The 24,201-nt window shown below is 60.7% G+C and carries 24 protein-coding genes; 15 read left to right on the plus strand and 9 right to left on the minus strand.

The features are described 5' to 3' along the window. Positions 1 to 8 precede the first annotated feature (8 nt). Entirely contained in the window at positions 9 to 2,657 is a 2,649-nt protein-coding gene (locus tag HMPREF2888_RS05415; RefSeq protein WP_070518483.1) for a nitric-oxide reductase large subunit, read from the minus strand. A gap of 403 nt (positions 2,658 to 3,060) precedes the next feature. On the opposite strand from HMPREF2888_RS05415, the gene HMPREF2888_RS05420 reads away from it, so the two are divergent. The 3 genes from HMPREF2888_RS05420 (at position 3,061) to HMPREF2888_RS05430 (ending at position 5,916) form a co-directional block, all read left to right on the plus strand. Next, positions 3,061 to 3,270 (plus strand): hypothetical protein, encoded by a 210-nt coding sequence (locus HMPREF2888_RS05420; RefSeq protein ID WP_070518484.1) that lies wholly within the window; start codon positions 3,061 to 3,063, stop codon positions 3,268 to 3,270. A gap of 143 nt (positions 3,271 to 3,413) precedes the next feature. Next, a complete protein-coding gene (locus HMPREF2888_RS05425) occupies positions 3,414 to 4,751 on the plus strand; it encodes an O-acetylhomoserine/O-acetylserine sulfhydrylase (RefSeq protein WP_061920687.1) in 1,338 nt (445 codons plus the stop codon). Between the two features lie 13 nt (positions 4,752 to 4,764). Beyond that, on the plus strand, positions 4,765 to 5,916 hold the full coding sequence (locus HMPREF2888_RS05430; protein ID WP_062035792.1) for a homoserine O-acetyltransferase MetX: 1,152 nt from the start codon (positions 4,765 to 4,767) through the stop codon (positions 5,914 to 5,916). On the opposite strand, the gene HMPREF2888_RS05435 is transcribed toward HMPREF2888_RS05430, so the two are convergent. Both HMPREF2888_RS05435 and HMPREF2888_RS05440 read right to left on the minus strand, forming a co-directional pair. Continuing rightward, positions 5,913 to 6,239: a DUF3017 domain-containing protein gene (locus HMPREF2888_RS05435; protein ID WP_061920683.1), complete on the minus strand. Its 327-nt coding sequence runs from the start codon at positions 6,237 to 6,239 to the stop codon at positions 5,913 to 5,915. The two genes, HMPREF2888_RS05430 and HMPREF2888_RS05435, sit on opposite strands and share 4 nt — an antisense overlap. Beyond that, positions 6,240 to 7,097 carry a bifunctional methylenetetrahydrofolate dehydrogenase/methenyltetrahydrofolate cyclohydrolase gene (locus tag HMPREF2888_RS05440; protein ID WP_061920681.1) on the minus strand — a complete coding sequence of 286 codons (858 nt, stop codon included), beginning with the start codon at positions 7,095 to 7,097 and terminating at the stop codon, positions 6,240 to 6,242. Positions 7,098 to 7,121: 24 nt separating this feature from the next. Between HMPREF2888_RS05440 and HMPREF2888_RS05445 the strand changes: the two genes are divergently transcribed. The 4 genes from HMPREF2888_RS05445 (at position 7,122) to HMPREF2888_RS05460 (ending at position 10,170) form a co-directional block, all read left to right on the plus strand. Continuing rightward, positions 7,122 to 7,592, plus strand: coding sequence for a tRNA (cytidine(34)-2'-O)-methyltransferase (locus HMPREF2888_RS05445; protein ID WP_061920678.1), 471 nt, complete (start codon positions 7,122 to 7,124; stop codon positions 7,590 to 7,592). A 78-nt stretch (positions 7,593 to 7,670) separates the two neighbouring features. Next, entirely contained in the window at positions 7,671 to 7,937 is a 267-nt protein-coding gene (locus HMPREF2888_RS05450) for a FeoA family protein (RefSeq protein ID WP_061920677.1), read from the plus strand. A 2-nt stretch (positions 7,938 to 7,939) separates the two neighbouring features. Then, a complete protein-coding gene (feoB, locus tag HMPREF2888_RS05455) occupies positions 7,940 to 9,886 on the plus strand; it encodes a ferrous iron transport protein B (RefSeq protein ID WP_070518486.1) in 1,947 nt (648 codons plus the stop codon). Further along, positions 9,883 to 10,170 carry a hypothetical protein gene (locus HMPREF2888_RS05460; protein ID WP_070518488.1) on the plus strand — a complete coding sequence of 96 codons (288 nt, stop codon included), beginning with the start codon at positions 9,883 to 9,885 and terminating at the stop codon, positions 10,168 to 10,170. Before feoB ends, HMPREF2888_RS05460 begins: the two co-directional genes overlap by 4 nt. Here the strand turns inward: HMPREF2888_RS05460 and HMPREF2888_RS05465 are convergent. Together HMPREF2888_RS05465 and HMPREF2888_RS05470 are read right to left on the minus strand one after the other, a co-directional pair. After that, the gene (locus tag HMPREF2888_RS05465; protein ID WP_083296618.1) at positions 10,133 to 11,596 is read right to left on the minus strand and encodes a PH domain-containing protein; all 1,464 of its coding nucleotides are present in this window, start codon (positions 11,594 to 11,596) and stop codon (positions 10,133 to 10,135) included. The genes HMPREF2888_RS05460 and HMPREF2888_RS05465 overlap by 38 nt on opposite strands. After that, the gene (locus tag HMPREF2888_RS05470) at positions 11,593 to 12,042 is read right to left on the minus strand and encodes a PH domain-containing protein (protein WP_070518535.1); all 450 of its coding nucleotides are present in this window, start codon (positions 12,040 to 12,042) and stop codon (positions 11,593 to 11,595) included. The genes HMPREF2888_RS05465 and HMPREF2888_RS05470 overlap by 4 nt, the downstream gene beginning before the upstream one ends. Positions 12,043 to 12,132: 90 nt before the next feature. Here HMPREF2888_RS05470 and HMPREF2888_RS05475 point away from each other — a divergent pair, with 90 nt between their 5' ends. The 3 genes from HMPREF2888_RS05475 to HMPREF2888_RS05485 are packed head-to-tail and all read left to right on the plus strand — an operon-like array spanning position 12,133 to position 13,328. Then, positions 12,133 to 12,393: a helix-turn-helix transcriptional regulator gene (locus tag HMPREF2888_RS05475; protein ID WP_061920672.1), complete on the plus strand. Its 261-nt coding sequence runs from the start codon at positions 12,133 to 12,135 to the stop codon at positions 12,391 to 12,393. Positions 12,394 to 12,399: 6 nt separating this feature from the next. Then, on the plus strand, positions 12,400 to 12,873 hold the full coding sequence (locus HMPREF2888_RS05480) for a hypothetical protein (protein WP_070518489.1): 474 nt from the start codon (positions 12,400 to 12,402) through the stop codon (positions 12,871 to 12,873). A gap of 2 nt (positions 12,874 to 12,875) precedes the next feature. Beyond that, on the plus strand, positions 12,876 to 13,328 hold the full coding sequence (locus HMPREF2888_RS05485) for a hypothetical protein (protein ID WP_061920668.1): 453 nt from the start codon (positions 12,876 to 12,878) through the stop codon (positions 13,326 to 13,328). A gap of 230 nt (positions 13,329 to 13,558) precedes the next feature. Here HMPREF2888_RS05485 and HMPREF2888_RS05490 read toward each other — a convergent pair whose 3' ends face one another. Then, the gene (locus tag HMPREF2888_RS05490) at positions 13,559 to 16,705 is read right to left on the minus strand and encodes an error-prone DNA polymerase (protein ID WP_070518491.1); all 3,147 of its coding nucleotides are present in this window, start codon (positions 16,703 to 16,705) and stop codon (positions 13,559 to 13,561) included. A gap of 134 nt (positions 16,706 to 16,839) precedes the next feature. On the opposite strand from HMPREF2888_RS05490, the gene HMPREF2888_RS05495 reads away from it, so the two are divergent. Genes HMPREF2888_RS05495 through HMPREF2888_RS05510 form a run of 4 tightly spaced genes read left to right on the plus strand, consistent with a single transcriptional unit; the run spans position 16,840 to position 20,375 of the window. Then, a complete protein-coding gene (locus HMPREF2888_RS05495) occupies positions 16,840 to 17,697 on the plus strand; it encodes a MetQ/NlpA family ABC transporter substrate-binding protein (RefSeq protein ID WP_070518493.1) in 858 nt (285 codons plus the stop codon). 4 nt (positions 17,698 to 17,701) lie between these two features. Then, positions 17,702 to 18,604, plus strand: coding sequence for a MetQ/NlpA family ABC transporter substrate-binding protein (locus HMPREF2888_RS05500; protein WP_070518494.1), 903 nt, complete (start codon positions 17,702 to 17,704; stop codon positions 18,602 to 18,604). 32 nt (positions 18,605 to 18,636) lie between these two features. Then, entirely contained in the window at positions 18,637 to 19,698 is a 1,062-nt protein-coding gene (locus tag HMPREF2888_RS05505) for a methionine ABC transporter ATP-binding protein (RefSeq protein ID WP_201057414.1), read from the plus strand. Continuing rightward, entirely contained in the window at positions 19,695 to 20,375 is a 681-nt protein-coding gene (locus tag HMPREF2888_RS05510) for a methionine ABC transporter permease (RefSeq protein ID WP_061920659.1), read from the plus strand. The genes HMPREF2888_RS05505 and HMPREF2888_RS05510 overlap by 4 nt, the downstream gene beginning before the upstream one ends. On the opposite strand, the gene HMPREF2888_RS05515 is transcribed toward HMPREF2888_RS05510, so the two are convergent. Continuing rightward, positions 20,362 to 21,216 carry a sucrase ferredoxin gene (locus tag HMPREF2888_RS05515; RefSeq protein WP_070456050.1) on the minus strand — a complete coding sequence of 285 codons (855 nt, stop codon included), beginning with the start codon at positions 21,214 to 21,216 and terminating at the stop codon, positions 20,362 to 20,364. The genes HMPREF2888_RS05510 and HMPREF2888_RS05515 overlap by 14 nt on opposite strands. Before the next feature lie 104 nt (positions 21,217 to 21,320). Here HMPREF2888_RS05515 and HMPREF2888_RS05520 point away from each other — a divergent pair, with 104 nt between their 5' ends. Beyond that, on the plus strand, positions 21,321 to 21,941 hold the full coding sequence (locus HMPREF2888_RS05520; protein WP_070456032.1) for an AMIN-like domain-containing (lipo)protein: 621 nt from the start codon (positions 21,321 to 21,323) through the stop codon (positions 21,939 to 21,941). Here the strand turns inward: HMPREF2888_RS05520 and HMPREF2888_RS05525 are convergent. Next, positions 21,938 to 23,506, minus strand: coding sequence for a DNA polymerase Y family protein (locus HMPREF2888_RS05525; RefSeq protein ID WP_070518495.1), 1,569 nt, complete (start codon positions 23,504 to 23,506; stop codon positions 21,938 to 21,940). The genes HMPREF2888_RS05520 and HMPREF2888_RS05525 overlap by 4 nt on opposite strands. After that, positions 23,503 to 24,186, minus strand: coding sequence for a hypothetical protein (locus tag HMPREF2888_RS05530; protein ID WP_246815039.1), 684 nt, complete (start codon positions 24,184 to 24,186; stop codon positions 23,503 to 23,505). The genes HMPREF2888_RS05525 and HMPREF2888_RS05530 overlap by 4 nt, the downstream gene beginning before the upstream one ends. Positions 24,187 to 24,201 lie beyond the last annotated feature (15 nt).

The raw sequence follows: 24,201 nt of genomic DNA on the forward strand, positions 1-24,201 counted from the left end.
ATGTGTCCCTACTTCTTCTGATCCGGTTTATTCTGATTTGACCTTTTCTGGCCAGGATTACCGTCCGCCCGCTTGTCGGAGCGGTAGGTTCCGCCCCACTTGGTGCGCGATTCGAACTCTGGGTCCTGTGGGCCAGAAGCAGCAGAATCGCCGCGGCCCGAGTCCGGGGCTTGTTCTTCAACGAAGGCACCACGCTCGTCGATGTAGCCATAGCGGCGGCCTGCCACGCGTCCGGTGCTGTGCGCGCCGTCGCGGGTATCCACACGACCCTTTCCGCCGGAGACAAGGCCGACGCTGGAGGCAGCGCCCGCGACGGGCACCTCGCCGGCGTGGTCGTCGTCGTCAGGCGCGATGATGCTAAACAGCGGATCCTTCGGGTGCTCTTCGATGGTCGGGATTTCCTTGTTAAACAGCACGCCCTTGAGCGCCATCCACAGGAACGGGATGATGCCGGCTAAGAACATGACGTCGCCAGGCATGCGCAGCCACTCCATGATGAAGTTACCGGGCTCGGTGATATAGCCGAGGGAACGGGCCTCGACGTAGCCGGTGGCCACGGATTCGTAAAGCTGCATGACACCAAGTGGCAGCAAGGAGATAACGACCATCCACAAAAGGCCGATGTTTTGCAGCCAGAATGACCAGGCCATGGCCTTATCGGACCACTTTTCCTTCGGGATAAGGTAGCGCAGCGCGAACACGGACAGGCCGACGGCCAGGAAGCCGTATACGCCCATCATTGCGCCGTGTGCGTGGTTTGCGGTCAGCGCGGTACCGATCTCGTAATAAGAGACGATCGGCAGGTTGACTAGGAAGCCGAAGACGCCGGCGCCCAAGAAGTTCCAGAAGCCAACTGCAACCAGGAACATAACTGCCCAGCGGTGTGGGAATGGGCGTTCGCCGGAGGCGCGCTGACGGGAACCGAGCTGCATGAAGGTCCAAGCCTCAACGGTCAGCAGGGTCAGCGGCACGACCTCGGCAGCAGAGAAGAAAGCGCCAAGTGCCATGTGCTCAACCGGGGTACCGGAGAAGTACAGGTGGTGCATAGTGCCCAAAACGCCACCGGTGGAGTACAAAATAATGTCCAAGAAGATGATGCCGAGGGCGATCTTTTCGCGGATGACGCCGAGAAGCACGAAGACATAGGCCACCATCACGGTGGTAAACAGCTCGAGGAAGTCCTCCACCCACAGGTGGACGACCCAGAAGCGCCAGAACTCGGCAACAGAGATATGGGTCTCGGAACCAGCCAGGTTACCCACTGCATAGAAAGCAGGGATGGCGATGCCGGCGTAGAAGAACAGCCACGGCATATTGGACTTGTGTTCGTACTTCAGGCGGCCGCGCAGCTGGCGGAAGATGATGCCAATCCAGACAAACATGCCCACAGTGAGCAGAATCTGGAAGAAGCGCGGCAGGTCAAGGAACTCCCACTGCTGGGAGAACAGGGTGCCTTCCTTGATGTAGCCCATGGTGGACAGCCACTCGAAGGCCATGGAGCCAAAGACCACAAACGCGATGGCACCGAGCAGGAACCAAACCAGCCAGTGCTGCTTCTTCGGTTCCTTCTTGCCCACGAAAGAGGCCAAGAAAATACCGGCAGCAAGCAGGCCGCCTGCAGTCCATAGCAGCGACAGCTGGAGGTGCCAAGTACGCGAGACGTTATACGGCAGGATCTCCTGCAATGGGATACCGAAGAAGCCGGTTAGCTCCGTGCGGTAGTGCTGTGAGGCTGCACCCAGGAGCGCCTGGATGAGGAAGAGCAATGCGATGACAAGGACAAACCATGCCACGACCTTCTGCGACTTGGTAAGACCTACCTCGCCCGGCTGGGTGAAGTCGAGGTTTGGCGCCTCTTCTGCGTGCCAACCAATGGACTTAGACCAACGGCCATAAATCGCGAAGATAAGGCCGGTGCCGCCGATCAGCGCGATGAGCGAGAGCACAGACCAGACCACGAGGTCTGCGGTCGGGCCGTTATCCACGCGTGGCTCAGCCGGCCAGTTGTTGGTATAGGAGTAATCGTGGCCCGGGCGCTCTGCCGCAGAAGCCCATGCAGTCCAACCGAAGAAACCAACAAGGTTGTTGATCTGCTTTTTGTCTGTAATGAACTCAGATGGAAGTCCCTTGTTATGAGAGTCTTCGCCAAAGTACTTCGCGTAGTAGTCCTTGTTGGACTCGAAAGCAGCGATTTGGTTATCGGTCCACTTCAGTACACCAGTTGCTTCGTCGTAGCGGTTGGTGCGGAACTCCTGCTGGACTGCTTCTTCTGGAGTCGCGTCCGGGGAGATGAAATCGGGATAACCGTTGGCGTCGTTAAGCTCGCGTGCCTTATCCAAAGACATGCGGAGGTATTCCGCCGTGTAGTCAGGGCCTAAGTAGGCGCCGTGGCCCATGACGGAGCCGTATTGCTGCAGGCCGCGGGTTTGGTAGAGAGCCTGACCGTTCAGAATCTCATCCTTGGTCAGGATGGTCTCACCGGTGGTTTCGGAAACAATCTTTTCCGGAAGAGGCATAGACGCGTTGTAAGTGCGGTACGCCAAAAAACCCATGACTAGAAAGCCAAAGATCATGACTAGGGCGACGCCCTGCACCCACACGCTGCTGAGCTTAAGGACCGGCTTGCGGCGGTCCTCGTGGCTAGTAGTGGTGGACATATATTTTCCTGTCTTCTCAATGTGCTGACGCTTAGGCTGCGCGCCAAGGTGTCCCGAGTCAGAAGGCACCCACACCGATTATGGACGGAAAAACTAGAGTTAAATAGCTGGGCGCGCGCCCACCTTCCCCAAAGGCGGTCATACGGAAGGTTGACATCCGCCAATAGCTAGACCATTCCCCCATTGCTGACTTTCAGCTAATTTTTATATCTCCCCAAGTAAAACGCAATAATGCACGTCGACCGCACCTCCCGATTTGCTTTATCTTTAAAGCGATTTCCCAACGATGTTAATTCGATCACCATTCGCAAAGCACTGCAAAAATCAGAGTACATAGAGGTTAACGCCACCAACCCCAACCTCAAAAGTTGTTTAATTCGGATTTTGTCGTATTATTTTAAGCATGACTTTCGCAGAGCACACCAAGCGCAACTGGCTAATCACCCTCTTTGCCGCCATCTTCCTTGCGGCGATTGTTTCGATGATTTTTCTGAACGACCCACACCAAACCGTCACGGTCGCAATGGTCTTCATTGCGGCTGCCTTACTACTCTTCGGCGGAATCCTAGGCGGCTGGTACCTCATCCATCAGCGCGCGGGCTCCCAAAAATAGACACGCGCTAAACTCACACCGCGACTAGCGGTCGGCTACCTGCCGACCGCTTTGTCTGTTTTTATTCATTTCACTTGCTGGGCAAACGTCAAATTTTCTCCACATCCATGCCCATTATGAACCGCTTGGTCTAGTCTTTGCTCATGGCTACAAAATACGACACCAGCAACTTAGAAAACCTCGCCCTCGCTACCCGCTGCCTGCACGTAGGCCAGGATCTCGACGGCTCCACCAACTCTCGCAACATTCCGATTTACCAAACCACCTCCTACGTCTTTGATTCGGCCGAGCATGCCGCCGCTCGCTTTGCGCTTGCCGACGCCGGCCCCATCTACACCCGGCTGACAAATCCCACGGTGGACGCACTCGAGCGTCGTCTAGCGGCGCTCGAAGGCGGCGTAGCCGCAGTCGCCTTTGCCTCTGGCCAGGCGGCAGAAACCGCCGCCATCGAAACGCTGGCTGGCGCGGGCGACCACATCGTGGCCTCCCCTCGCCTCTATGGCGGAACGAATAGCCTTTTTACCCATACGCTGCACCGTCTCGGCATTGAAGTAACTCTGGTCGAGGAACCCGATGATCCGCAGTCATGGCAGTGCGCTGTGCGCGGAAATACCAAGGCTTTTTATGGAGAGACCTTCGGCAACCCGGTGGCAGATGTGCTGGATATTCCGGCAATCGCTGAGGTAGCGCATGCAAACCAGGTGCCGCTGATTGTGGACAACACCATCGCTACCGCGGCACTGGCGCGCCCGTTAGAGCTCGGCGCGGACGTCGTCGTCGCCTCCACCACCAAATTCTATTCCGGCTCGGGCTCGGCCATCGGTGGCGTCATCGTCGACGGCGGCACCTTTGACTGGACCGTTCAGCGCGACGGCAAGCCGGTGTTTCCGTTCTTCACCGAACCCGACGAAAGTTACCATGGCCTGCGCTTCGCAGACCTCGGCGAACCGGCTTTCGCACTGCGCGCCCGCGCTGGCATCCTCCGCGATACGGGCGCCGCAGTCTCGCCTTTCAACGCTTGGCTGACCTTAACCGGGCTGGAAACTTTGGAGCTGCGCGTGCAGCGCCACAACGAAAATGCCCAGGCAGTTGCGGAATTCCTCGAGGCGCATCCGAAGGCGGCCAAGGTCAATTACGCCGGCCTCGACTCGAGCCCGTATAAGACCACCAAGGAAAGGCTCGGCTACCAATACACCGGTTCGGTACTTTCTTTCGAAGTGGCCACCGAGTCAGGCGAACCCGCAGCGGCCACAGAAACCGCCTGGAAGTTCATCGATTCCCTCAAGCTGCATTCCAATCTGGCCAACATCGGTGATACCCGCTCGCTTGTGGTGCATCCGGCTACCACCACCCACTCGCAATCCAACGAGGAGGGGCTGCGAGTAGCTGGCATCACCCAAGCCACGATTCGCCTCTCCGTTGGTATCGAAGCAATCAACGACATCATCGCTGACCTCGAGCGCGGCTTCGCGGCCATCTAATCAAGAAGTCGCCATGACTGTGCCCAACTTGGCTTGTGAAGGTGAGCTCGAAGAAGTCGGCGTCGGCAAGCTGCGTACTGAAGCAGGCGCTGAAATTCCCGAGGTGCGTATCGCGTATCAACGGTGGGGCAAATTCGCCGGTGACCCGCACGGCAAGAATAACGTGCTGCTCATCGAGCATGCGGTGACCGGCGATTCCAACGTGGCCGACTGGTGGGCCGACCTGCTGGGCCCAGGCAAGGCTTTGGATACGCGGAAATGGTGCGTGATCGCCACCAATGCGCTGGGCGGCTGTGCTGGTTCCACTGGGCCCGCCAGCGCGCATCCCGACGACGGCCGTGCCTGGGGTTCGCGCTTCCCCGCGCTATCGATTCGAGATTTGGTGAGAGCGGAAAGGCAATTCCTAGAAGTCCTCGGAATCACCCAGGTCCATGCCATCATCGGTGGCTCCATGGGCGGGGCGCGCACACTGGAGTGGACGCTGCTGTACCCGGAATCCATAACCGCGGCCTGCGTCATTGCGGTATCAGCGCGGGCTTCGGGCTGGCAGATTGGCATTCAATCCGCACAGATTTCTGCCATTGAGCGCGACCCGTTCTGGCACGGCGGGGATTACTACGCAAGCGGCAAAACGCCTCGCGAAGGGCTCGCCGCCGCGCGCCGGATTGCCCACCTCACCTACCGCGGCGAACAGGAAATCGACGAGCGCTTCGGCGTCCAGGCACAACGCGGCGAGGATCCGCTCGGGCCTTACCGCGCGGGGAACCAGCGTTTCGCGGTCAACTCCTACTTGGACTATCAGGGAGAAAAACTCGCCCGCCGCTTCGACGCCGGCTCCTATGTAACGCTGACGGAGGCGCTCAACCGCCACGACGTCGGCCGCGACCGCGGCGGCCTCAACAAAGCGCTAGCAACATCGACTGTTCCCACGATGGTAGTCGGCGTGGACACGGACATCCTCTACCCGTATCACCAGCAGGAACATATCTCGCGCAACATTGGCAACCTGCTGGCCATGGCGAAAATCGTCTCCCCCGTCGGCCACGATGCTTTCTTGGCCGAAGCCCGCCAGATGGACCGAATCTTGCGTAACTTCCTTACGCTCTCGGCACCTGACGGACTGGAGTTGGAAACGGCGTTTAGCGGCAGCGAGTACTACATCTAAGACCCCAACGCATCGACTGAAACCGACAAAAACACCATCACGGCACCAATAACGCCGCTAAAGCACGCATCAAAACGGCGCGATCGGACCGCGAGGATGCCGACGATTTTCGAGTCACAGCTAAGCCGCACCAACGAAAGCCAAAGCAGGCCTGCACCAAGGACTACCGTGGCGCGGCGCCAGTGCTCGGAAATCGCGAAAACCGCAGAAAGCGCAACGGCGGCACAAAATAGCCCCACGGCCGCCCACTGCACGGACGCTGGTAGGCGGGAGGGCCGCAGGTTGGCGTCGTGCGGGTTATCGAGGTTTAGCTCCGGGGCCATCTACTGCTGGCCCGCCAGCTTTTCTGCGCGCTCCACGATGTTAGACACCAGGAATGCGCGGGTCAGCGGGCCGACACCGCCCGGGTTCGGCGAGACGAAGCCGGCCTTGTCCCAGACGTCTGGTGCGACGTCGCCAGCCAACTTGCCATCAACGCGGGAAACTCCGACGTCGAGAACCGCGGCGCCTTCCTTGATCATGTCTGCGTTGAGCATATGTGCCTTGCCGGCCGCTGCGATGATGACGTCGGCAGCGCGCGTCTCGGCAGCCAAGTCCTTGGTACCGGTGTGGCAGAGCGTAACGGTGGAATTTTCACTGCGGCGGGTAAGCATCAAGCCGATCGGACGGCCAACAGTCACACCACGGCCGATGACGACGACCTTCGCTCCATCCAGCTCCACGCCAAAGCGACGCAGCAGGTGAATGCAACCATTCGGGGTGCACGGCAGCGGGGCATCCTCGTTCAAAACCAGCTTGCCCAGGTTGACCGGGTGCAGGCCATCGGCGTCTTTTTCCGGATCAATCTTGGCCAGGATCTTGTTTTCATCCAGGTGCTTAGGCAGCGGCAGCTGCACGATGTAGCCGGTGCAGCCGTCGTCTTCGTTTAGCTCGTCGATGACCTTTTCCAGCTCCTCCTGGCTAATATCCGCCGGAAGGTCCTTGCGGATGGAGTTGATTCCCAGCTGTTCGCAGTCGCGGTGTTTCATCTTCACGTAGGAGTGCGAGCCCGGGTCATCGCCCACCAGCACGGTGGCCAGGCCAGGCTGGATGCCCTTTTCCTTGAGGGCCTCGACGCGGGTTTTCAGATCCGCAAAGATCTCGTCACGGTACAACTTGCCATCTAGTTTGGTTGCGCTCATGCGCTCCATCCTAGACTTATGCCCATGAGCCAGCTGCACATCGTCTTTGATAATCCCGTGATCCCCACCAATACCGGCAACGCAATCCGCACCGCCGCCGTCACTGGAGCGTCCCTGCATCTCATCGAACCGCTCGGATTCAACTTCGATGACAAGCACCTAAAGCGCGCCGGCCTGGACTACCACGACCTTGCTGACCTGCACATCCACAAGGACTTCGACGCCTGCATGGATGCACTGCCCGGCGCGCGCGTGTTTGCTTTTAGCACGCATACCGATAAGTGGTTCACGGACGTCGAGTTCCAAGAAGGCGATGTCCTACTCTTTGGCACCGAGCCCACCGGCTTGCCGCCAGAGCATCTTAATCACCCACGTATCACCGAGCAAGTGCGCATCCCGATGGTCCCGGCGCGCCGTTCGATGAACCTGTCTAACGCGGCGTCGACAGCCGTGTATGAGGCTTGGCGCCAGCTGGGGTTTAAGGGCGCTGTCTAGGACAATTGTCACAACGATTAGGTAAACCATAATTCGGTTAGGGTAACTTTATAACCGAATTTGAAAGGATGCCTAGTCATGTTGCCTTTGCACGTACGCTCAGGCGAGTCGACCTCCCACAACTCGGCCTACTCCCTGCCTGTCGGTTCTACTGTTACCCTGCGCCCCGAATGCCTGGATTGCGTGCATAATCCGGCCATGGCCCGCCGCTTGGGCGAGCTGGGCATCCGCCCGGGAGCATGCCTAACCGTCGGCGCGCATGTGGCAGGTGGCGCGCGCATCGTCGCGGTTGGCTCCTGCCGCTACGCCATTGACCGCCAGACGCTGCAATCAATCGGGGTTTAGTGATGAGTGCTGTAACGCCCAGCTGCCATGGAAATCCGGGCGGGGCGCTGGCTCCCGCGGGCGCTGCCATCATCGCCATGGTGGGTGCTCCGAACTCCGGCAAGTCTACGCTTTTTAATGCGCTAACCGGTTCGAAGGTGCAGACCGGCAACTGGCCGGGCACGACCGTGGAGGTCAGCCGCGGCGCATGGAATATTGCGCATTCGTGTTGCCCGGCCGAGGTTGCCGATCTCATTGACTTCCCCGGCAGCTATTCTTTGGATCCGCTCAGCCCGGATGAGGCGCTCACGCGCACCATGCTTTACGACGCCGCCCCTGCCGAGCGCCCCGATCACGTCATCGTCGTGGTCGACGCGACTGCGGTTGCGCGCGGGCTCAACTTGGCGTTTCAGCTCGCAGAGCTTCCCTACCGGCTCAGCATCGCGCTGACCAAGCTGGACGTGGCACAAGACCAGGGCTTACAGGTGGATGCCGATGCGCTCGCGAGGGCCACGGGAATCCCGGTGGTCTGTGTGGATGGCCGCAGGCGGGAAGGATTGGAGCGCCTGCGTGAGACGGTGCAGGTTTCCCTCACTAAGGAGCCACAGGTCCTGCGCGAAGACGCCAGCATCGACGCCCGCTTTGCGGATCTCGACGCCGCCACCAAAGCAGCGGTGCACACGCAGTCCCAGCCGGTCACGCGTTCGCAGCGCCTAGATGCGGTAGCGCTGCACCCGGTAGCGGGCCCATTGCTTTTCCTCGCGGTGATGTGGCTTGTCTTTCAGATAACCACCACGGTGGCCGCTCCTCTGCAAGACGGCTTGGAGGCGCTGGTCTCAGGGCCCATCTCTGATGCAGCGCGCCACCTGCTGGAGGCAGTCGGCCTTCACCATCCGCTGGTAGAGGGCTTGCTTGTCGACGGCCTTATTGGCGGCGTCGGCATGGTCCTTACCTTTGCACCCCTGATGGCGCTGATGTTTTTGTGCCTGGCCGTGCTGGAGGATTCTGGCTATATGGCCCGCGCGGCAGTGGTTACGGACCGTTTCATGCGCGCCATCGGCCTGCCAGGCAAGGCATTTTTACCTATAGTTGTAGGCTTTGGCTGCAACGTTCCTGCCATTGCTGCGACCCGCGTGCTGGGTTCGCCGCGGCATCGCATCATGACCTCGCTGCTTATCCCGTTTACCTCCTGCTCTGCCCGGTTGGTGGTCTTCGTGATGCTGGCGGAGACCTTCTTCCCAGGTCATGCCGGCAGCGTCGTTTTTTGTATGTACGTCATCTCCATCGCTCTGCTTATTCTGGTGGGATTGGTGCTGCGCGGCACGTTGTGGCGGGCTGTGCCGCAGGACCCGCTGGTCATCGATCTTCCGACGTACCAACTTCCCACCTTCCGCCTCGCCATGTCGGTGATGTGGACGAGGCTGAAGGGATTTCTGCAGACTGCCGGCGGCATCATCGTCTCCACGGTGGTGGTCATCTGGCTGCTCATGGCGATTCCCGTAGGCGCTGGTGGGGTTTCCCTGTCTGACTACAAGTCGCCAGCTCCTGAGGATTCAGCTTATGGCGCTATCTCGCGCAGCATCGCTCCGGCCTTTGCCCCGGCGGGCTTTGATTCTTGGTCGCTCGCGGGCCCGCTAGTGACGGGGTTCGTGGCCAAGGAAGCGCTGATTTCCACGTGGTCGCAGACCTACGCAGTAGACGACGTCACCGACGCCGCACCCGAAGAACAGGCATCGAGCCCCTTAAGCGAGAAGGTGCGCGCCGACTTCGCCGCAGCCTCCGACGGAAATACGAACGCTGCAGTGTGGGCGTATATGCTCTTCCTGCTCGCCTATACCCCGTGCGTGGCAACGCTGGCTGCCCAGAAACGGGAGATTGGCTGGCGCTGGACACTCTTCGGTTTCGCGGTGCAACTATTCACCGCTTGGGCGCTGGCCGTCGCCGTCTTCCAGCTCTTGAGGCTGCTATGACCTCGCCCATTGTTCAGGTAAAGGACGCGATTTCCTCCGGCACCACCACCCGCGCCGGAATCGCGCACGTAACGGGCCTTGAAATCGGCACGGTCAATCTTGTGATTTCGCATTTGCTTTCCACCGGGGAGCTAAACGCCGAAGCGCTCAACTCCTGCCCCACCAGCGGATGCGGTTCCTGTGCTGCTGCAGCCCACTGCGGCACAGCCTCCGCCAACCTCGGACGAAAGCGCGGGCCGGTCTTGCTTAGTCTGCGCCGGCCTCGCCCGGCGCCGGCATCGTAGCCTCGTGCTCCATCGAAGGCAGTTGGCGTTGCCGCAGGCGGGTGAGAAGCTCGGCGGCGTCGGCAAGCGCGAGCTGCTTTCCCGCCATGCCCACGGGGCCGCGGACCAGATCGAAGCGGATGTTTTGCACGCCCAGCAGCTGATTGAGCGGGCCGGCTTGGACCGTCAGTTCCTGGATATGCGGAGTGCCCACGACCATCACCCGACGCGACAGTCTTCCTGAATGCACAACGGCGACGTCCTCGCCCACCAACGTGACCGCCTGCTGACGCACATCCACCGGCGAGGCCAACCAGGCCTTACGCGGGGAAACATAGGTGGGGTGGGTGTGCCCCTCTGGCTGGGCGTAGTGCTCGATCTGCGCGGCATCAAGATCAGAGACCAGCTCTAGAACGCGCAGCGCCTGCTCCCGCGTGCCCACCGGCAAGATGCGCGTGGAGCCCGACTGCTTGCCGCCGCCCACCGCGCCGTACCCGGCCACGGAAACCTGCACCTCGTACCAGCCAAACATGCGCCACAGCAGCGGCTGGGTAACCCGCACCGCGTGAATGCGCGAACGGCGGATGGTCTGGCGGCGGCGGTCAGCCAAGCCGTAGGAGATGTTGAGTACCTCATCGTGGCCGTCGTAGCGGGATTGGAAGCGCCACGAGGTATCGATGAGATTCCAAATATTGGGCATAAAGCCCACCACGATGGGCACCGTGGCGGCGCGGAAATCCGGCAGAGCGAGGAAAATCGCCATGACTACAACCGCAATCAGCGTGGGCAAACGCAGCGCCTCCGCCGCCAGCGTGCGACCAACGGGGATTTCTGGAATCAGCTGCCAGCCCTGCTCTTCCGCCGGAGCTACCTGCCCGACCGCCTCGGAACCGGCAGCCTCCGACCCCGCCGAACGGCTATGCACGTGGGTCAGAAGCTCCTCGCGCAACGCCATGGCCTCTTGCCTGCGCAGAAAGGAAATCTCAATGACAGAGGCCGTGCCGCCGGCTGTTTCCACGCGCACTGCAGCCAGACCAAATAACCGCGCGATGACGGACTCCACCACGTCGACAGCCTGAATGCGGTCATAGCGTGCGGAGCGAAAAGACGTGGAAATCACGCCGTGGCGCAGCGCCACCTCATCGGGGCCGAGCTTATAGCCCAGCTTGCGCCACCAGATGGCGGAGACATACCAAATGCCCAGGCAGACCACGACGAAGCCGCCGAGCCCCGCGAGCGTTCCAAGGCCAATGTCACTCCAGTGCCCGCCGCGCAGGTAGGCCGCGATGTCGGAGAGCATCTCCAAGTTGAAGTTGAGCACGCAAATGGCCAGAAACGCGAAGATAACCGACCAAAAGCGCAGCAGCGGCGTCAGCCGGTGCACACGGCGATAGCCTTCCCTATCAACTGGGGCGCGGTCCTTGCCCAGCCGGTGCCGTCCGTTCACAGTCCGCTCATCCTCTCGCGTGCCTTCACGGCGAGGCGCTCGCGCAATGCATCGGCGTCAGCGGCTAAAAGGCCTGCAATTTTCGCATCTGAGCTTGTCGACGCCGTGTGAATCTTCACCCTTTTCAGCCCCAAGGACCGCTCGATGGGGCCGGCGGAGACGTCCACGAACTGGATGCGGCCGAACGGAACAATGGTCAGGCGGTACCACAGCTTGCCGCAGGTAATCACCAGCTCATCGTCAGTCTCCTTCCACCCCATATTCGCCACCTGCGCGGGGATAAGCCAGAGCAAGTAAACGAACCACACTCCCCAGGCTCCGGCGAACCAGTACCAAAATGAGCTGGCGAAGTATCCCGCAACCGCGAAAGCGATAGCAAAGCCTGCCGACCAGCTCAGGTGGTGAATATAGCGAGCTGTGGTCAGCTTCCGGGAGACCGGATGCATGTCTGGAGGAAGGGCGGAGCGCATGCCGTCTATGCTAACAAAGCCTCAGATTTCTTGACAAAGTGTTGGGTTTATGCAACACTTTGGTTTATGTCCCCAAAGAAAAAGCCGTCTTCCCCAATTTTCAATAGGGTTCGGTTGCTCCGAGTCGAGAGGGACATGTCGCGCGCCCAGCTTGCCGACGCCGTCGGGGTCAACCCCCAAAGCATCGGCGCCCTTGAGCGTGGCGATCACTCTCCCAGCCTCGACCTCGCATTCAGCATCTGCGAAGTATTCGGCCTCCCTGTCGAAGCCGTCTTCTCGCGCACCGAATTCCAGCCGCTATCCACCGAGATCTATCGAAAGGACTAACCGCTCATGGCAACCACAGCTGCTAAAGCTCGCGTCACAAATCGCAACCGCCTCATACGCCTCGCCGACGTCGGGCTTGCAATCATCGTCTTATCCATCCCGCTGCAGTTCTGGGACGATTTCACGTCCTTCATGCTGGCCTGCTTGGGTAGCTGTGTAACCGGCTTCGGCGTGTCCAAGCTACGCAAGACTATCGACTCCGCCGACCTACCCACTATCGAACTCGACGAGTACATGCTGCAACTTCATATAGAGGCCCGCGAAGATGGACTTAAGCTCGCCTTGTTTTCTTCCATGTTCATGTTCGTGGCCTGCGGCGCTATTGCTCTTGGAACCCGCTTTCTTGATTCCATGGACGGAATCTTCGTGGTCAGCTTGTTCTTCAAGCTGATCATGCTGCAAATGCTGTGGGTTCCATTCACCGTGGCCAAGTCTCTGGCAGGCAAATTAAACCGCGACGAACTAATTTCTGGGGATTAATCATGCCTATCCGCACCAAGTACTTCTATTCCAGCTTCGTCGGACTGTTCATTGCACTCGCCGCTATAGCAGTCAATCCCTTCTCCAACGTCATTGCGATGTTCTTGTGGGTCGGCGGCCTTGCCTGGCTCGTTATCTGCCTGGGGCGCCTTCAAGTTCTAATCGGAAAAGACAATATGGACCCAGCCTTCGCAGACGAATATCAGCGCAGCCGCATCGATCGCGCGCGCAGCAACGTCTTCAAGTACGCGTATTTTGCCCTCGGCAGTTTAATGGTGCTGATGCTCTGTCTGCCGTTGCTCGACCTAGTTGGACAAGACGTTCCATGGCCGGAAATCGTGCGCTGCCTAGGCATGCTTGCCGGCGTATTGATGTTCGGGGCATCGCTGACTCTGCTCGGCACGATCGCCCTTGGCATGGACACCGATGATCGTGCCGAACTCGTAGCTTCCTAGACCCCTTTTTAAGTATCCTGCTCCCAGCCGTCGACAACTTCCTGGATGTCCGCGTGGCCTAGGTCGCGTGCTTCCTGCTTGGAGATGTACTCGCCGGATTCGTAGTCATAAGGGATAGGCTCGCTACTTAGAAAAGGCCAGGTAGAGCAGGAAGAAAAGCAGGCCCGCTGCCAGCGCGGGGTGAATGTTATGCGGCTTTACCTGAATACGGGGGGATCTCTCGCACCGGCCTAACGGAAATCACGCGAGCCGCGGGAGAGCCACTCACCCATGGCAAGCGGCTCCAGCTTGTCTGCCACCACATTGACCGCGCCCGTGGCATTTTGCACGATGCCACGAATAACCAGCGCTTTAGACGTCCTGGCCACGGTCTTGTTGAGCTGCCACAGCCCCGGTGAGACCATCACGTTCATCAAGCCGGTCTCATCCTCCAAGCCCAAAAAGATGACGCCGGCGGCAGTCTGCGGACGCTGCCTATGCGTCACGATGCCCGCAATCCGCACCCGTGTACCGTCTGGAACCTGCCGCAGCTGTGCGGCGGTGCAGACATGGGCGTCGTTAAGCGCGGCGCGCACGAGCTCCATCGGCTGTTTGTCGTGGGTAACGCCAGTACTGGCGACGTCGGAAGCCATCAGCTCGAAAGCGCTCATGCCAGGCAGGCTCGGCGCAGAAATAGCCGAAAGCCCTGCAAGCATGCCCGCCTTTTCCGTGGCCGCCACCCCCGCCTGCCACAGCGCCTGACGCCGGCTTAGCCCAAAGGTCTCCAGCGCACCGGCACTGGCCAAAGCCTCCACATGTTCCACGCTAAGCTCCGCCCGCCTAGACAGATCCGCGATGTCTTGAAACGGCGTCTGCGCGCATGCATCCTCGATACGCTGCGCGGCCTTCTCCCCCAACCCCTTGATGAGGTTAAGGCCCAGCCGGATCGCCACCTCGCCGCCGTCTTGGACCACCGCACGCGCCTGGCACCCCGAAGCGTTCACGTCCAGCGGAAGAACTTCCACGCCGTGCCGCCGCGCATCCTGAATGAGCGATTGCGGCGAATAAAAGCCCATCGGCTGCGCCCGCAGCAGACCCACGCAAAACTGCGCCGGATAGTGATACTTCATCCACGCCGAGAAGTAGACCAACGAGGCAAAAGACTGCGAGTGCGACTCTGGGAAGCCATAGGCTGCAAAGGCCACGATCTTGTTCCACAGTTTGTCCGCAACCTCGCCCTCGATGCCATTCGTCTGCGCGAGCCCATCATAAAAACGCTGCTTGAGCGCGGCCATCCGTGCAGGCGAGCGCTTCGAGCCCATCGCACGCCGCAGGTCATCGGCCTCCGCTCCGGAAAAGCCTGCGGCGTCGACGGCAATCTGCATCAGCTGCTCCTGAAACAGCGGAATGCCCAGCGTCTTGCCCAGAGACTTCTCCAGCACCGGGTGGTCATAGGTCACAGCCTCCTTACCGTCGCGGCGGCGCAGATAAGGATGCACCGAACCGCCCTGAATCGGGCCGGGACGGATGAGCGCAACCTCCACCACCAAGTCGAAGAACTTCTGCGGGCGCAAGCGCGGCAGCGTGGACAGCTGCGCGCGCGATTCCACCTGGAATACCCCCACCGCATCGGCGCGGCAGAGCATGTCATAGACCTCTTTTTCCGCTAGGTCGAGCTCCCACAGATTCACCTTGTACCCGGTGGTCTCCTCCACCAAGTCCTGCATGTGGTGCAGCGCCTCCAGCATGCCAAGGCCCAGCAGATCGAACTTCACCAATCCGGCCGCCGCGCAGTCATCCTTATCCCACTGCAGCACCAAACGCTTTTCCATCCGCGCCCATTCCATCGGCACCACGTCTGCAATAGGACGGTCGCACAACACCATGCCGCCCGAGTGAATGCCCAGGTGGCGCGGTTGGCCGAGGAATTGCTCCGCCAGCTTGACGACGCCCTCCGGCGGCTCCGAAAGCCCCTTCGACCAGGAATCGGCGCTGCCTTGGGGATAGCCCAAGGCACGCGCTGCATCGCGAACAGCGCCCTTGCGGCGATACGTAATAACGTTGGCCACCTGCGCTGCGCGCTCGCGGCCATGCTTGTCATAGACGTATTGAATGACCTCCTCGCGGCGGCCGGATTCGATGTCGATATCGATGTCCGGTGGGCCATCGCGGTCTGGCGAAAGGAAGCGCTCAAAAAGAAGCCCCGCGGAAATCGGCTCGGCGTTAGTGATTCCTAAGGCAAAACACACCGCGGAGTTCGCCGCCGAGCCGCGCCCCTGGCAGAGGATGTTGGAGCGACGGCAAAAATCCACGAGGTCACACACGATGAGGAAATACCCTGGAAAGGTCAGCTGCTCGATAACGCCTAGCTCGTACTCGATCTGCTTCCACGCCCGCGAGCGAATCGCAGCCGGGCGCGAGGCATAGCGCTCTTCTGCTCGCTGCCAGGTCAGGTGCGTCAGCCAAGACATCTCGGTATGGCCTTCAGGCACCTCGAAGTCAGGCAGGTTCGGCGCGAGCGCATCCCAGGTGAAACTGCACTCCTTTAATACTTTGACGGTCTCGGCGATGAGCTCCGGCCGCTCCGGAAAAAGCTGCGCCATCTGCTCGCCTGAGCGCAGCCAGCCGGCACCCATCGGGGGCGCATCAGGTTCTGCCTGGTCCAGAGATTTTCTTTGGCTAAGCGCACGCTTTGCCGCGGCTAGGCGCGCTTCCTGCCGTGTGGCGGCAGCGGGTAAGGCAGTGGCGATGGCGCGCAGATTATTGCATTTATCCAGTTCAGCGTGGCGATCTGCGTCCTCAGGAGACATCGTGCAGGAATATTCAAGTACTATGCTGTCTATTTTTATTCTTTCGAGCACATGATCGATTTTGTCCAACCATTGCCAGTCCAGAAGGAACAGGCAATAATCTTGCAAACGCTCCGCAATTACTTCCAACGGCGGGTAAGCCACCTCGCCCTTCACACCTGCATCCATGCGCGCTTGGGCAATCAATCGCGATAGCCGGCGGTACCCCTCGGGGGTGCGGGCGAGGACGACAAGAGGGCCGTCGACAAGCGAAAGCTCCGCCCCAAACACCGTCGGCAGGCCCGCCTTAGCGGCAGCTTCAGCAAACTTCATCAGGCCATAAAAACCATCCTTATCCACCAGCGCAAGCCCCTCTAGCCCCAGCTGCACCGCGCGCGCCACCAGCTCTTCCGGCCCCGAGGCGCCGTCCAAAAAGCTATAGGAAGAAACCGCATGCAGCTCCGCGAAAGGCACGGCCGAGACCCCACGCTCAAGACCCTCACCCCGCTCCTCCAGGTGCTCCACCGAAACGGGCGTTGCGGCAGGACGGCCGGAAAGAATCCGCTCCACCCGCGACCAAGGCAGCGCCGCCCCACCATTGAACCTCATGGGGAAAAGATATGATCGAAACTATGTTCTAGTCAATTTTTCCGCCTCACCCAAAGCGATATAGACAAAGCGGTTCAATCATTGCTAGGTTTCTTGCAACAAACGTTATTTCACTCGAAGGGACACCTCATATCATGCGTATTCGCCGCGTTCTCGCTGCTTCCTCCGCAGCCGTCATCGCAGCCACCAGCCTGGCTGCTTGCTCCTCTGGCGATTCCGACGGCAAGATCGTCGTCGGCACCACCGACGCCGCCAAGAAGGCATGGTCCGCCTTCGAGGACGAAGCCGATGCACAGGGCCTTGACATCGAGGTGCAGAACTTCTCGGACTACAACACCCCGAACCAGGCGCTTGACCAGGGCGAACTGGATACCAATAACTTCCAGCACCTGAAGTTCTTGGCAGAGTTCAACAAGGGCAACGGCACCGACCTCGTTCCGATCGTCGCCACCGAAATCGTGCCGCTGGCATTGTTCTGGCAGGGGCACGACTCCCTCGACGGCATCGAGGGCCAGGAAGTAGCCATCCCGAATGACACCACCAACCAGGGACGCGCCATCAACGTCCTCGTACAGGCCAAGCTGGTTACGTTGAAGAAGGAAGGCCTCATCACCCCAGGTCTGCCGGATATTGACGAGGCAAAGTCCAAGGTCAAGGTCGTGCCTGTCGACGCCGCACAAACCCCCGCCGCCTACGGCGAAGGCAAGCCAGCCATCATCAACAACTCCTTCCTCGACCGCGCCGGCATCGACCCCACCACCGCCGTATTCCAGGATGACCCGAACTCCAAGGAGGCAGAGCCTTATATCAACGCCTTCGTCGTTCGCGCAGAAGACGCCAACAACGAGGAGATTAAGAAGGTCGCCGAAATTTGGCACTCCCAGGCCGTCCAGGACGCCGTCGCAGAGGATTCCAAGGGCACTTCCGTTCCGGTTCAAAAGTCTCCGGAGGAGCTGAAGAAGATCCTCGACCGCGTGACAGAGCAGAGCTAGCGCCGTGCAGCTGAAAAAGATTGCTGCGCTGGCTGCGGCAAGCATTGTTGCAGCAACGGGCCTTGTGGGTTGTTCTTCCAAGTCCTCCGAGTTTGCTGCCGGCACCGCAGAGGATCCAATCATCATCGGCACCACCGATGCCGAGCTTCCGGAGTGGAACGTATTGAAAGATCTCGCCGCCAAGGAAGGCATCGAGATCGAGATGAAAAGCTTCACCGACTATGCCACCCCGAACCAGTCTCTGGCGGAAGGCAGCACGGACACCAACAAGTTTCAGCACCTGAAGTTCCTGGCGGAATACAACGCGGGCAACGGCACCAACCTCGTTCCGGTGGCCTCCACGCAGGTCTACCCGATGCCGCTGTTTTGGAAGGGCCACAAGGATATAAAGGGCATCGAGGGCCAGGAAGTCGCCATCCCGAATGACGCCACCAACCAGGGCCGCGCCATCAACCTGCTGGCCGCCAACGATCTGGTGACTTTGCAGGAAAAGGGCAAGCTAACCCCGGATCCGGCCGACATCGACGAGGCCAAGTCAAAGGTCAAGGTAACCCCGGTCGATGCTTCCCAGACTCCGTCGGCATACGGCGAAGGCACCCCTGCCATCATCACCAATTCCTTCTTCAAGCGCGCGGGCATCAACCCGGCTGAGGCAGTGCTTTACGACGACCCCGAAGCTCCCAGCGCCGATCCCACCATCATGTTCGACCCATACATCAACGTCTGGGCAGTACAAGAAAAGGATAAGGACAACGATAAGGTCAAGCGCTTAGCGCAGCTGTACCTTTCACCAGAGGTCAAAAAGGCAGTGCAGGAGACCACGGGCGGCACCACCATCTTCGTGGATCGTCCGCAAGATGAACTCCAGGAAATCCTGGATCGCTTAGAAACTTCCTCCGCCGAGTAAGGTCTTAGAAGGTTTTAGCCAGTCACAACAATATGAAGGAAACGCCTCACGTGACAGATAATCCCGGTGCCAAGCACGGCACCCGCATTGAGTTCCGCAACATCACCAAGGTCTTTAAAAATAACAAGACCGAAACCAAGGCGCTTGACGACGTCTCGCTGACCGTCGAGCCCGGTGAAATCGTCGGCATCATCGGCTTTTCCGGCGCGGGGAAGTCCACGCTGGTGCGCATGATCAACGGCTTGGATAAGCCCACCTCGGGCCGGCTCCTACTGGATGGCACCGACATCGTCGGCATGCCGGAGTCCAAGCTGCGTGGTATCCGCCGCAACATCGGCATGATTTTCCAGCAGTTTAATTTGATGACCTCGCGCACCGCGGCAGGCAACATCGAATACCCGCTGCGCCTAGCCGGTATGCCGAAGGAAGAACGCAAAAAGCGCGTGGAGGAGCTCCTGCAGTTCGTGGGCCTTGGCGATAAGGGCTCGAATTACCCGGAGCAGCTCTCCGGCGGTCAGAAGCAGCGCGTGGGCATCGCTCGCGCGCTGGCGACCAACCCTTCGCTGTTGCTGGCTGACGAAGCCACCTCCGCACTCGATCCCACCACCACGCACGAGGTGCTGGATCTGCTGCGCAAGGTCAACCGCGACCTGGGTATTACCATCGTCGTGATTACCCACGAGATGGACGTGGTTCGTTCCATCGCGGATAAGGTTGCCGTCATGGAAGCCGGCCGCGTCATCGAGGCCGGCAGCGTCTACGAGGTCTTTTCCAACCCGCGCACGGAGGTCGCTTCCAAGTTCGTTGCCACTTCCCTGCGCAACACCCCAGACCTGGTAGAAGCAGACGACCTCCTCGCCCACGAGGGCCGCCTTTTCACCATCAACCTGACCGAGAACTCCGGCTTTTTCACCGCATCGGCACGCTTGGCGGAAAAGGGCGTGTCTATCGCAGTGGTCCACGGCGGTATCACGACTCTGCAGAAGCATTCCTTCGGCAAGCTCACCGTGCGCTTGAACGGTAATGCCGCCGCCATCGAGGAGTTCTACCGCACCCTGCAACGCACCACCGAGATTGAGGAGATTTCCCGATGAACGTGACCTACCAAGCTGCCGCTGATTGGGATCGCTTGGGCGATACCCTCATCGAGGCCATCCAAGACACCCTCATCATGGTCGCGACGACCCTGGTGGTCGCAGGCCTGCTCGGCCTCGTTTTAGGCGTCTTGCTCTACACCACCCGTCCAGGTGGAATCCTGCAGAACAAGGTTGTCTACTTCATCATCAATATCCTGGTGAACTTCATCCGCCCCATCCCGTTCATCATCCTGCTGGCCTTCGCGCAGCCGCTAACCGTGGCGGTCCTCGGCGGATCTATCGGCCGCGAACCTGCAACCTTCGTCATGGTCATCGCAGCCACCTTCGCCGTGGCCCGCATCGTGGAGCAAAACCTGGTCGCCATCGACCCCGGCGTCATTGAAGCAGCCCGCGCGATGGGCGCTTCCCCTTGGAAGATCATCACCTCGGTCATCGTGCCGGAGGCCCTTGGCCCGCTGGTTCTGGGCTATACCTTCCTGTTCATCGGCATCGTAGATATGTCCGCGATGGCTGGCTACGTCGGTGGCGGCGGCTTGGGCGACTTTGCCATCGTCTACGGCTACCGCGCCTTCGAGTGGGAGGTCACCGTGGTGGCCACCCTGATTATCATCGTGCTGGTTCAGGCAGCGCAGTTCTTCGGCAACTGGCTTTCCGCCAAGATCATGCGCCGTTAATATCCCCTGCGTGCACACCCACTGCGTGCCACGCCTTTGAGGTCTTCGGGCAGTCTCCACACGAGGAGATGACCCCGGAGACCTCTTTTTGTTCCAGCTCTACCCGCCAGGTGCGGCCGTCGTCGTGGTGCACGGTATCTTCAAGCGCGTGCAACTGCTCATAGCGCAAGGCCTCCCCCGCCTCGAGCAGCTCCCGCGCGACTGCCAGTTCCGCCACCTGCCCGCGCGGATCATAGAGCCCGCTGCCGCGATTGCCCGGGTAGAAATACTCCCCGCGACGCGCCGCCAGCAGCATCTCACGCGCCGCCTCAACGTTAAGCCTGCCAAAGGAATAACCCCACGGCATCAAAAGAATCGACGGAGCAAAACGATGCCCCTTCGTGTGCGAGGTCTCCCATACCTCCTCCGGGAAACTTGCAGCCAGCTCCGCCGCAAGCGGGCGCCCCTTGACCGCACAGCACACGTCCCGACGCCCGTGGGTACAAATCAGCACAAGCGGGCGGGAAAGAACACCGTCTTCCGGCACCGCAAAATCCAACCCCAAGATGCCTTCCGGGCCGTCTAGGAGATGCTCCATATAAACTCCGCGCTCGGCCCAGACCACGTAGCAGCGATGCTTGCCGTTAATGCTGCGGCCTTCCTTGCCGGGCTTGCGGATAAGCTGCAGCCCTGCCACGCCTTTGAGCTTGGATTTAAGTTCAGCAGTGAGTTCCGGGCCGAAGGTCCCGCCGTCTAAGACATCGCGCGACCAGCCGTTTGGCCACTCGAAGAGCACAAATACGCTTTCTTTCTTGGCAGTGCCCGGAAGCGGCTCAACCTGTACGTCGGAGCAAAAAGTCATGTGCCACAGCTTACCTGCCATCAAAATGAAAATGATGACAACAATGTGGTTAAGAATCCTGCCTTGGCTATACAGAGTCGGTGGCTAGGCAATAGTCTGTTTGCATGCCGAAATTGTCCTCCCTCGTGCCTACTCTCGCTGTCCTTACTCTCGGATCTGTAGCTTTGGTAAGTTGCGCTAGCGACACAGAGGATAAATCCAGTCTCGCGTTCACAGAGGCGGTATCTACTACGTCCTCTGTCGAAGGCGCCCCCACGACCTCTGCTCCAGCCGGTGTAACCCCGCTTGGCGTCACCAATCTCAGCCGCAAGACAGAACGCCCCGCGGTGCCTTCCCAGCTGGTTGTCACCGATGTTCGCGTTGGCAATCACGATGGCTTCGAACGCGTCGTCTTCGAATTCACTGGGGAAGGCAGCCCCGGCTGGTTCATCGACTACACAGACAAGCCTCTGCAGCAGGGTTCCGGCAACGCCATCGACTATGAAGGCGCCACGGCTCTCAACGTCAACATCGACGGCACCGTTTATCCCTTCGAAAAAGACATGGCCGATCCCAATCTCGGCTCCACCCCCGGCGCAGGCGGTTTTATCACCGAGGTCAAAAGCTCCGGTACATTCGAAGGCCGCTCCCAGTTCGTGGTTGGCCTAAAGGAACGCCACCCATATTCCGTGCAGGTCCTGGAAGAACCCACCCGCCTGGTCATCGATTTCCTCGCTGCCACCTAGCAATAGGACGCCTCCACGCTCCACCGCCCGGCCGCCCAGACCAGCAGCCAGGCCCGCTGATTCTGCGTGCCTTGGCCTACCACTTGCAAGCGTGCGAGCCTTTGAGCTTCCTCTCCCCACCACGCAGTATCCACCGGCCATGGCCCAGCCCAGCCGATAACCTGATAGCGCTTGTTACCCCAGCTCAACGCCACTGGCGCCGCGCTCAATAGCGCTTCGGCGGTGACGTAGACGTCGCGGGAGGAATCGTCGAGAAGCCGGATGCGCGAGGCAGGGTGCGCCAAACTTGCCGGCAGCGGCGAGGGAATTCGGCCTGGCCAGCTGCCCTGCGGAGCGGGGTCGCGCTGCTCGCCGTAGGGGACGTACTCGATGCGCTCTGCCACCCCACGCCCGCCGGCCTCCCGCGGCTGCAGTACTCGATCCACGCCCAGCTGCGATTGCACGCGCGCGATGACCCGCTTGGCTTTGTCATTGCTCTTCGTCTGCCCCCACAGGCCCTCGCCCTCCGGCGCCGCGGTTTCTACCGGTTCCAACGCCAGCCTGACGACGCCGCCTTCCGCGCCCGCCCGCGCCGAGCTCAGCCAGCCATCCAGCTGCCAGCGGACGCGATCGGCCGTTGCGCTTTCATCCAGGGCCTCCTGGGTACGCCACACGCGCTCCAGCACCGCGCCGCCTAGAAACTCCGCGACGACCCGCAAACGCACGCACATCTGCCCTGCCTCCGCGAGCACGCTGTGCAGCTGCGCCGCCAACTGGCGCGCCGCAAAGGCCGCGGCGTCCACTCGCTCTAAGGGTTCTTCATAGCTGACCTCCACCGCCAAATCCGGCCGCGCAAGCTCCGGCGCCACCCGCCTATCCGGGACGGCATTAGCTATGTCATGACAACGCCTGCCTGCCTGCCCAAAGCGCGTCATTACTTGCCTAGCCGGCAACGCCGCCAGCTCGCCGAGGTTGCTAATCCCCAGCTGCCGCAGCTGTTCTACTACTTCTTTCGCACAGCCCAAAGACACCTCTGCGGCCAGCACGCTTAAGGGCTGGCCCGCCAAAAACTCCCGCGAAGCGCCCTCCGGCACCACCGCGCCCAGGCCATTGTGGCGGGCAGCGATGAGCGCCGTGGCGATTTCGTCTGCCACCCCGACGGTGGCGTCGAGGCCGGCGCGGGAGGCGGCGTCGACAAGCATGTGCACCGCCGTGTCCTCACCGCCGTGGAAACGCCCCGCCGCAGCAGCATCCACGATGACCAGGCCCGGACGCAGCACCTCGATGGAGGAGGCCACCGCATCCAAACCGACGGCAATCTCGGCGAAGGCAGCGCCATCACGATCCGCGTTAAGCTCCTCGACGCGCAGCTCTGGCAGCACCGCCTGCGCCTGGCGCAAGCGCATCCCGCGGCGCACGCCGGCTCGGCGCGCGAGGCCATCGCATACAACGACCTTGTGCTGCGCCACGATAGCTGTAGCCCGCTCCCGCGTTGTGCCTCCCCGCGCTGCACCTACCCGCGCCGCCTCCTGCATCCGCAGCGCCTGGACCGGCCAATCTGGAAACCACAGCGCCGCGACCCTCATACCGCCTCCAGCCGACGCCGCTGTCCACACGTCACCGTGCCGCGCCGCGCCCGCACGCCCTTGGACTCCACGTTTACTGCAATATCCACGCCGTTAATGCGCCCACTTCCGCGCCCCAGCCCGCGGAAGCTGGTGACTTCCGCTTCGATTTCCGTGGTGGTTCCCGGCAGTCGCACGCCCACCGTCACCACGGCCGCCTGCCCGCCGCGGATCCTCGCCAGAACGGGCCGCGCTTTCGACGGCGTGACTTCCCCAACCCCGCGGTGAATAACGACATCGAGGCCTTCCGCCAACACTCCCGTCACCGACCACGGCTCAGCGCCGGGATCCGGGACGACAATCACGCGGCGCAAATCCCCCGACTCGGCCACTTGTGCGAGAGACAGTTCCGGCCAGCCGACGACGCCGACGTGTCCACCCTGTGCGCTAATATGACAAACAAGCTCGATGATAAGCGCAGGACACTCCCCGCAATACACCGCACTGCGCCGCGCGAGACCCCCACCAGGAAGCAGCCTGGCCAGGGAAGAAGGCACCTCCACCACTTCCTCATCTGGCTGCACTGCCGGGGTGATTCGAGGCGCTTCCAGCTTGTGCATCTGCGCCCGCAAAGCGGCAATCTGGTCCGCGCGACTCTGCCCCGCGGCCACCTCCGCCATGCGAACACTTGTTTGATTCATGCCTCCATTATGGCC

This window comes from Corynebacterium sp. HMSC077D03 (genome assembly GCF_001808545.1).
GTDB classification, from domain to species: Bacteria; Actinomycetota; Actinomycetes; order Mycobacteriales; family Mycobacteriaceae; genus Corynebacterium; species Corynebacterium simulans.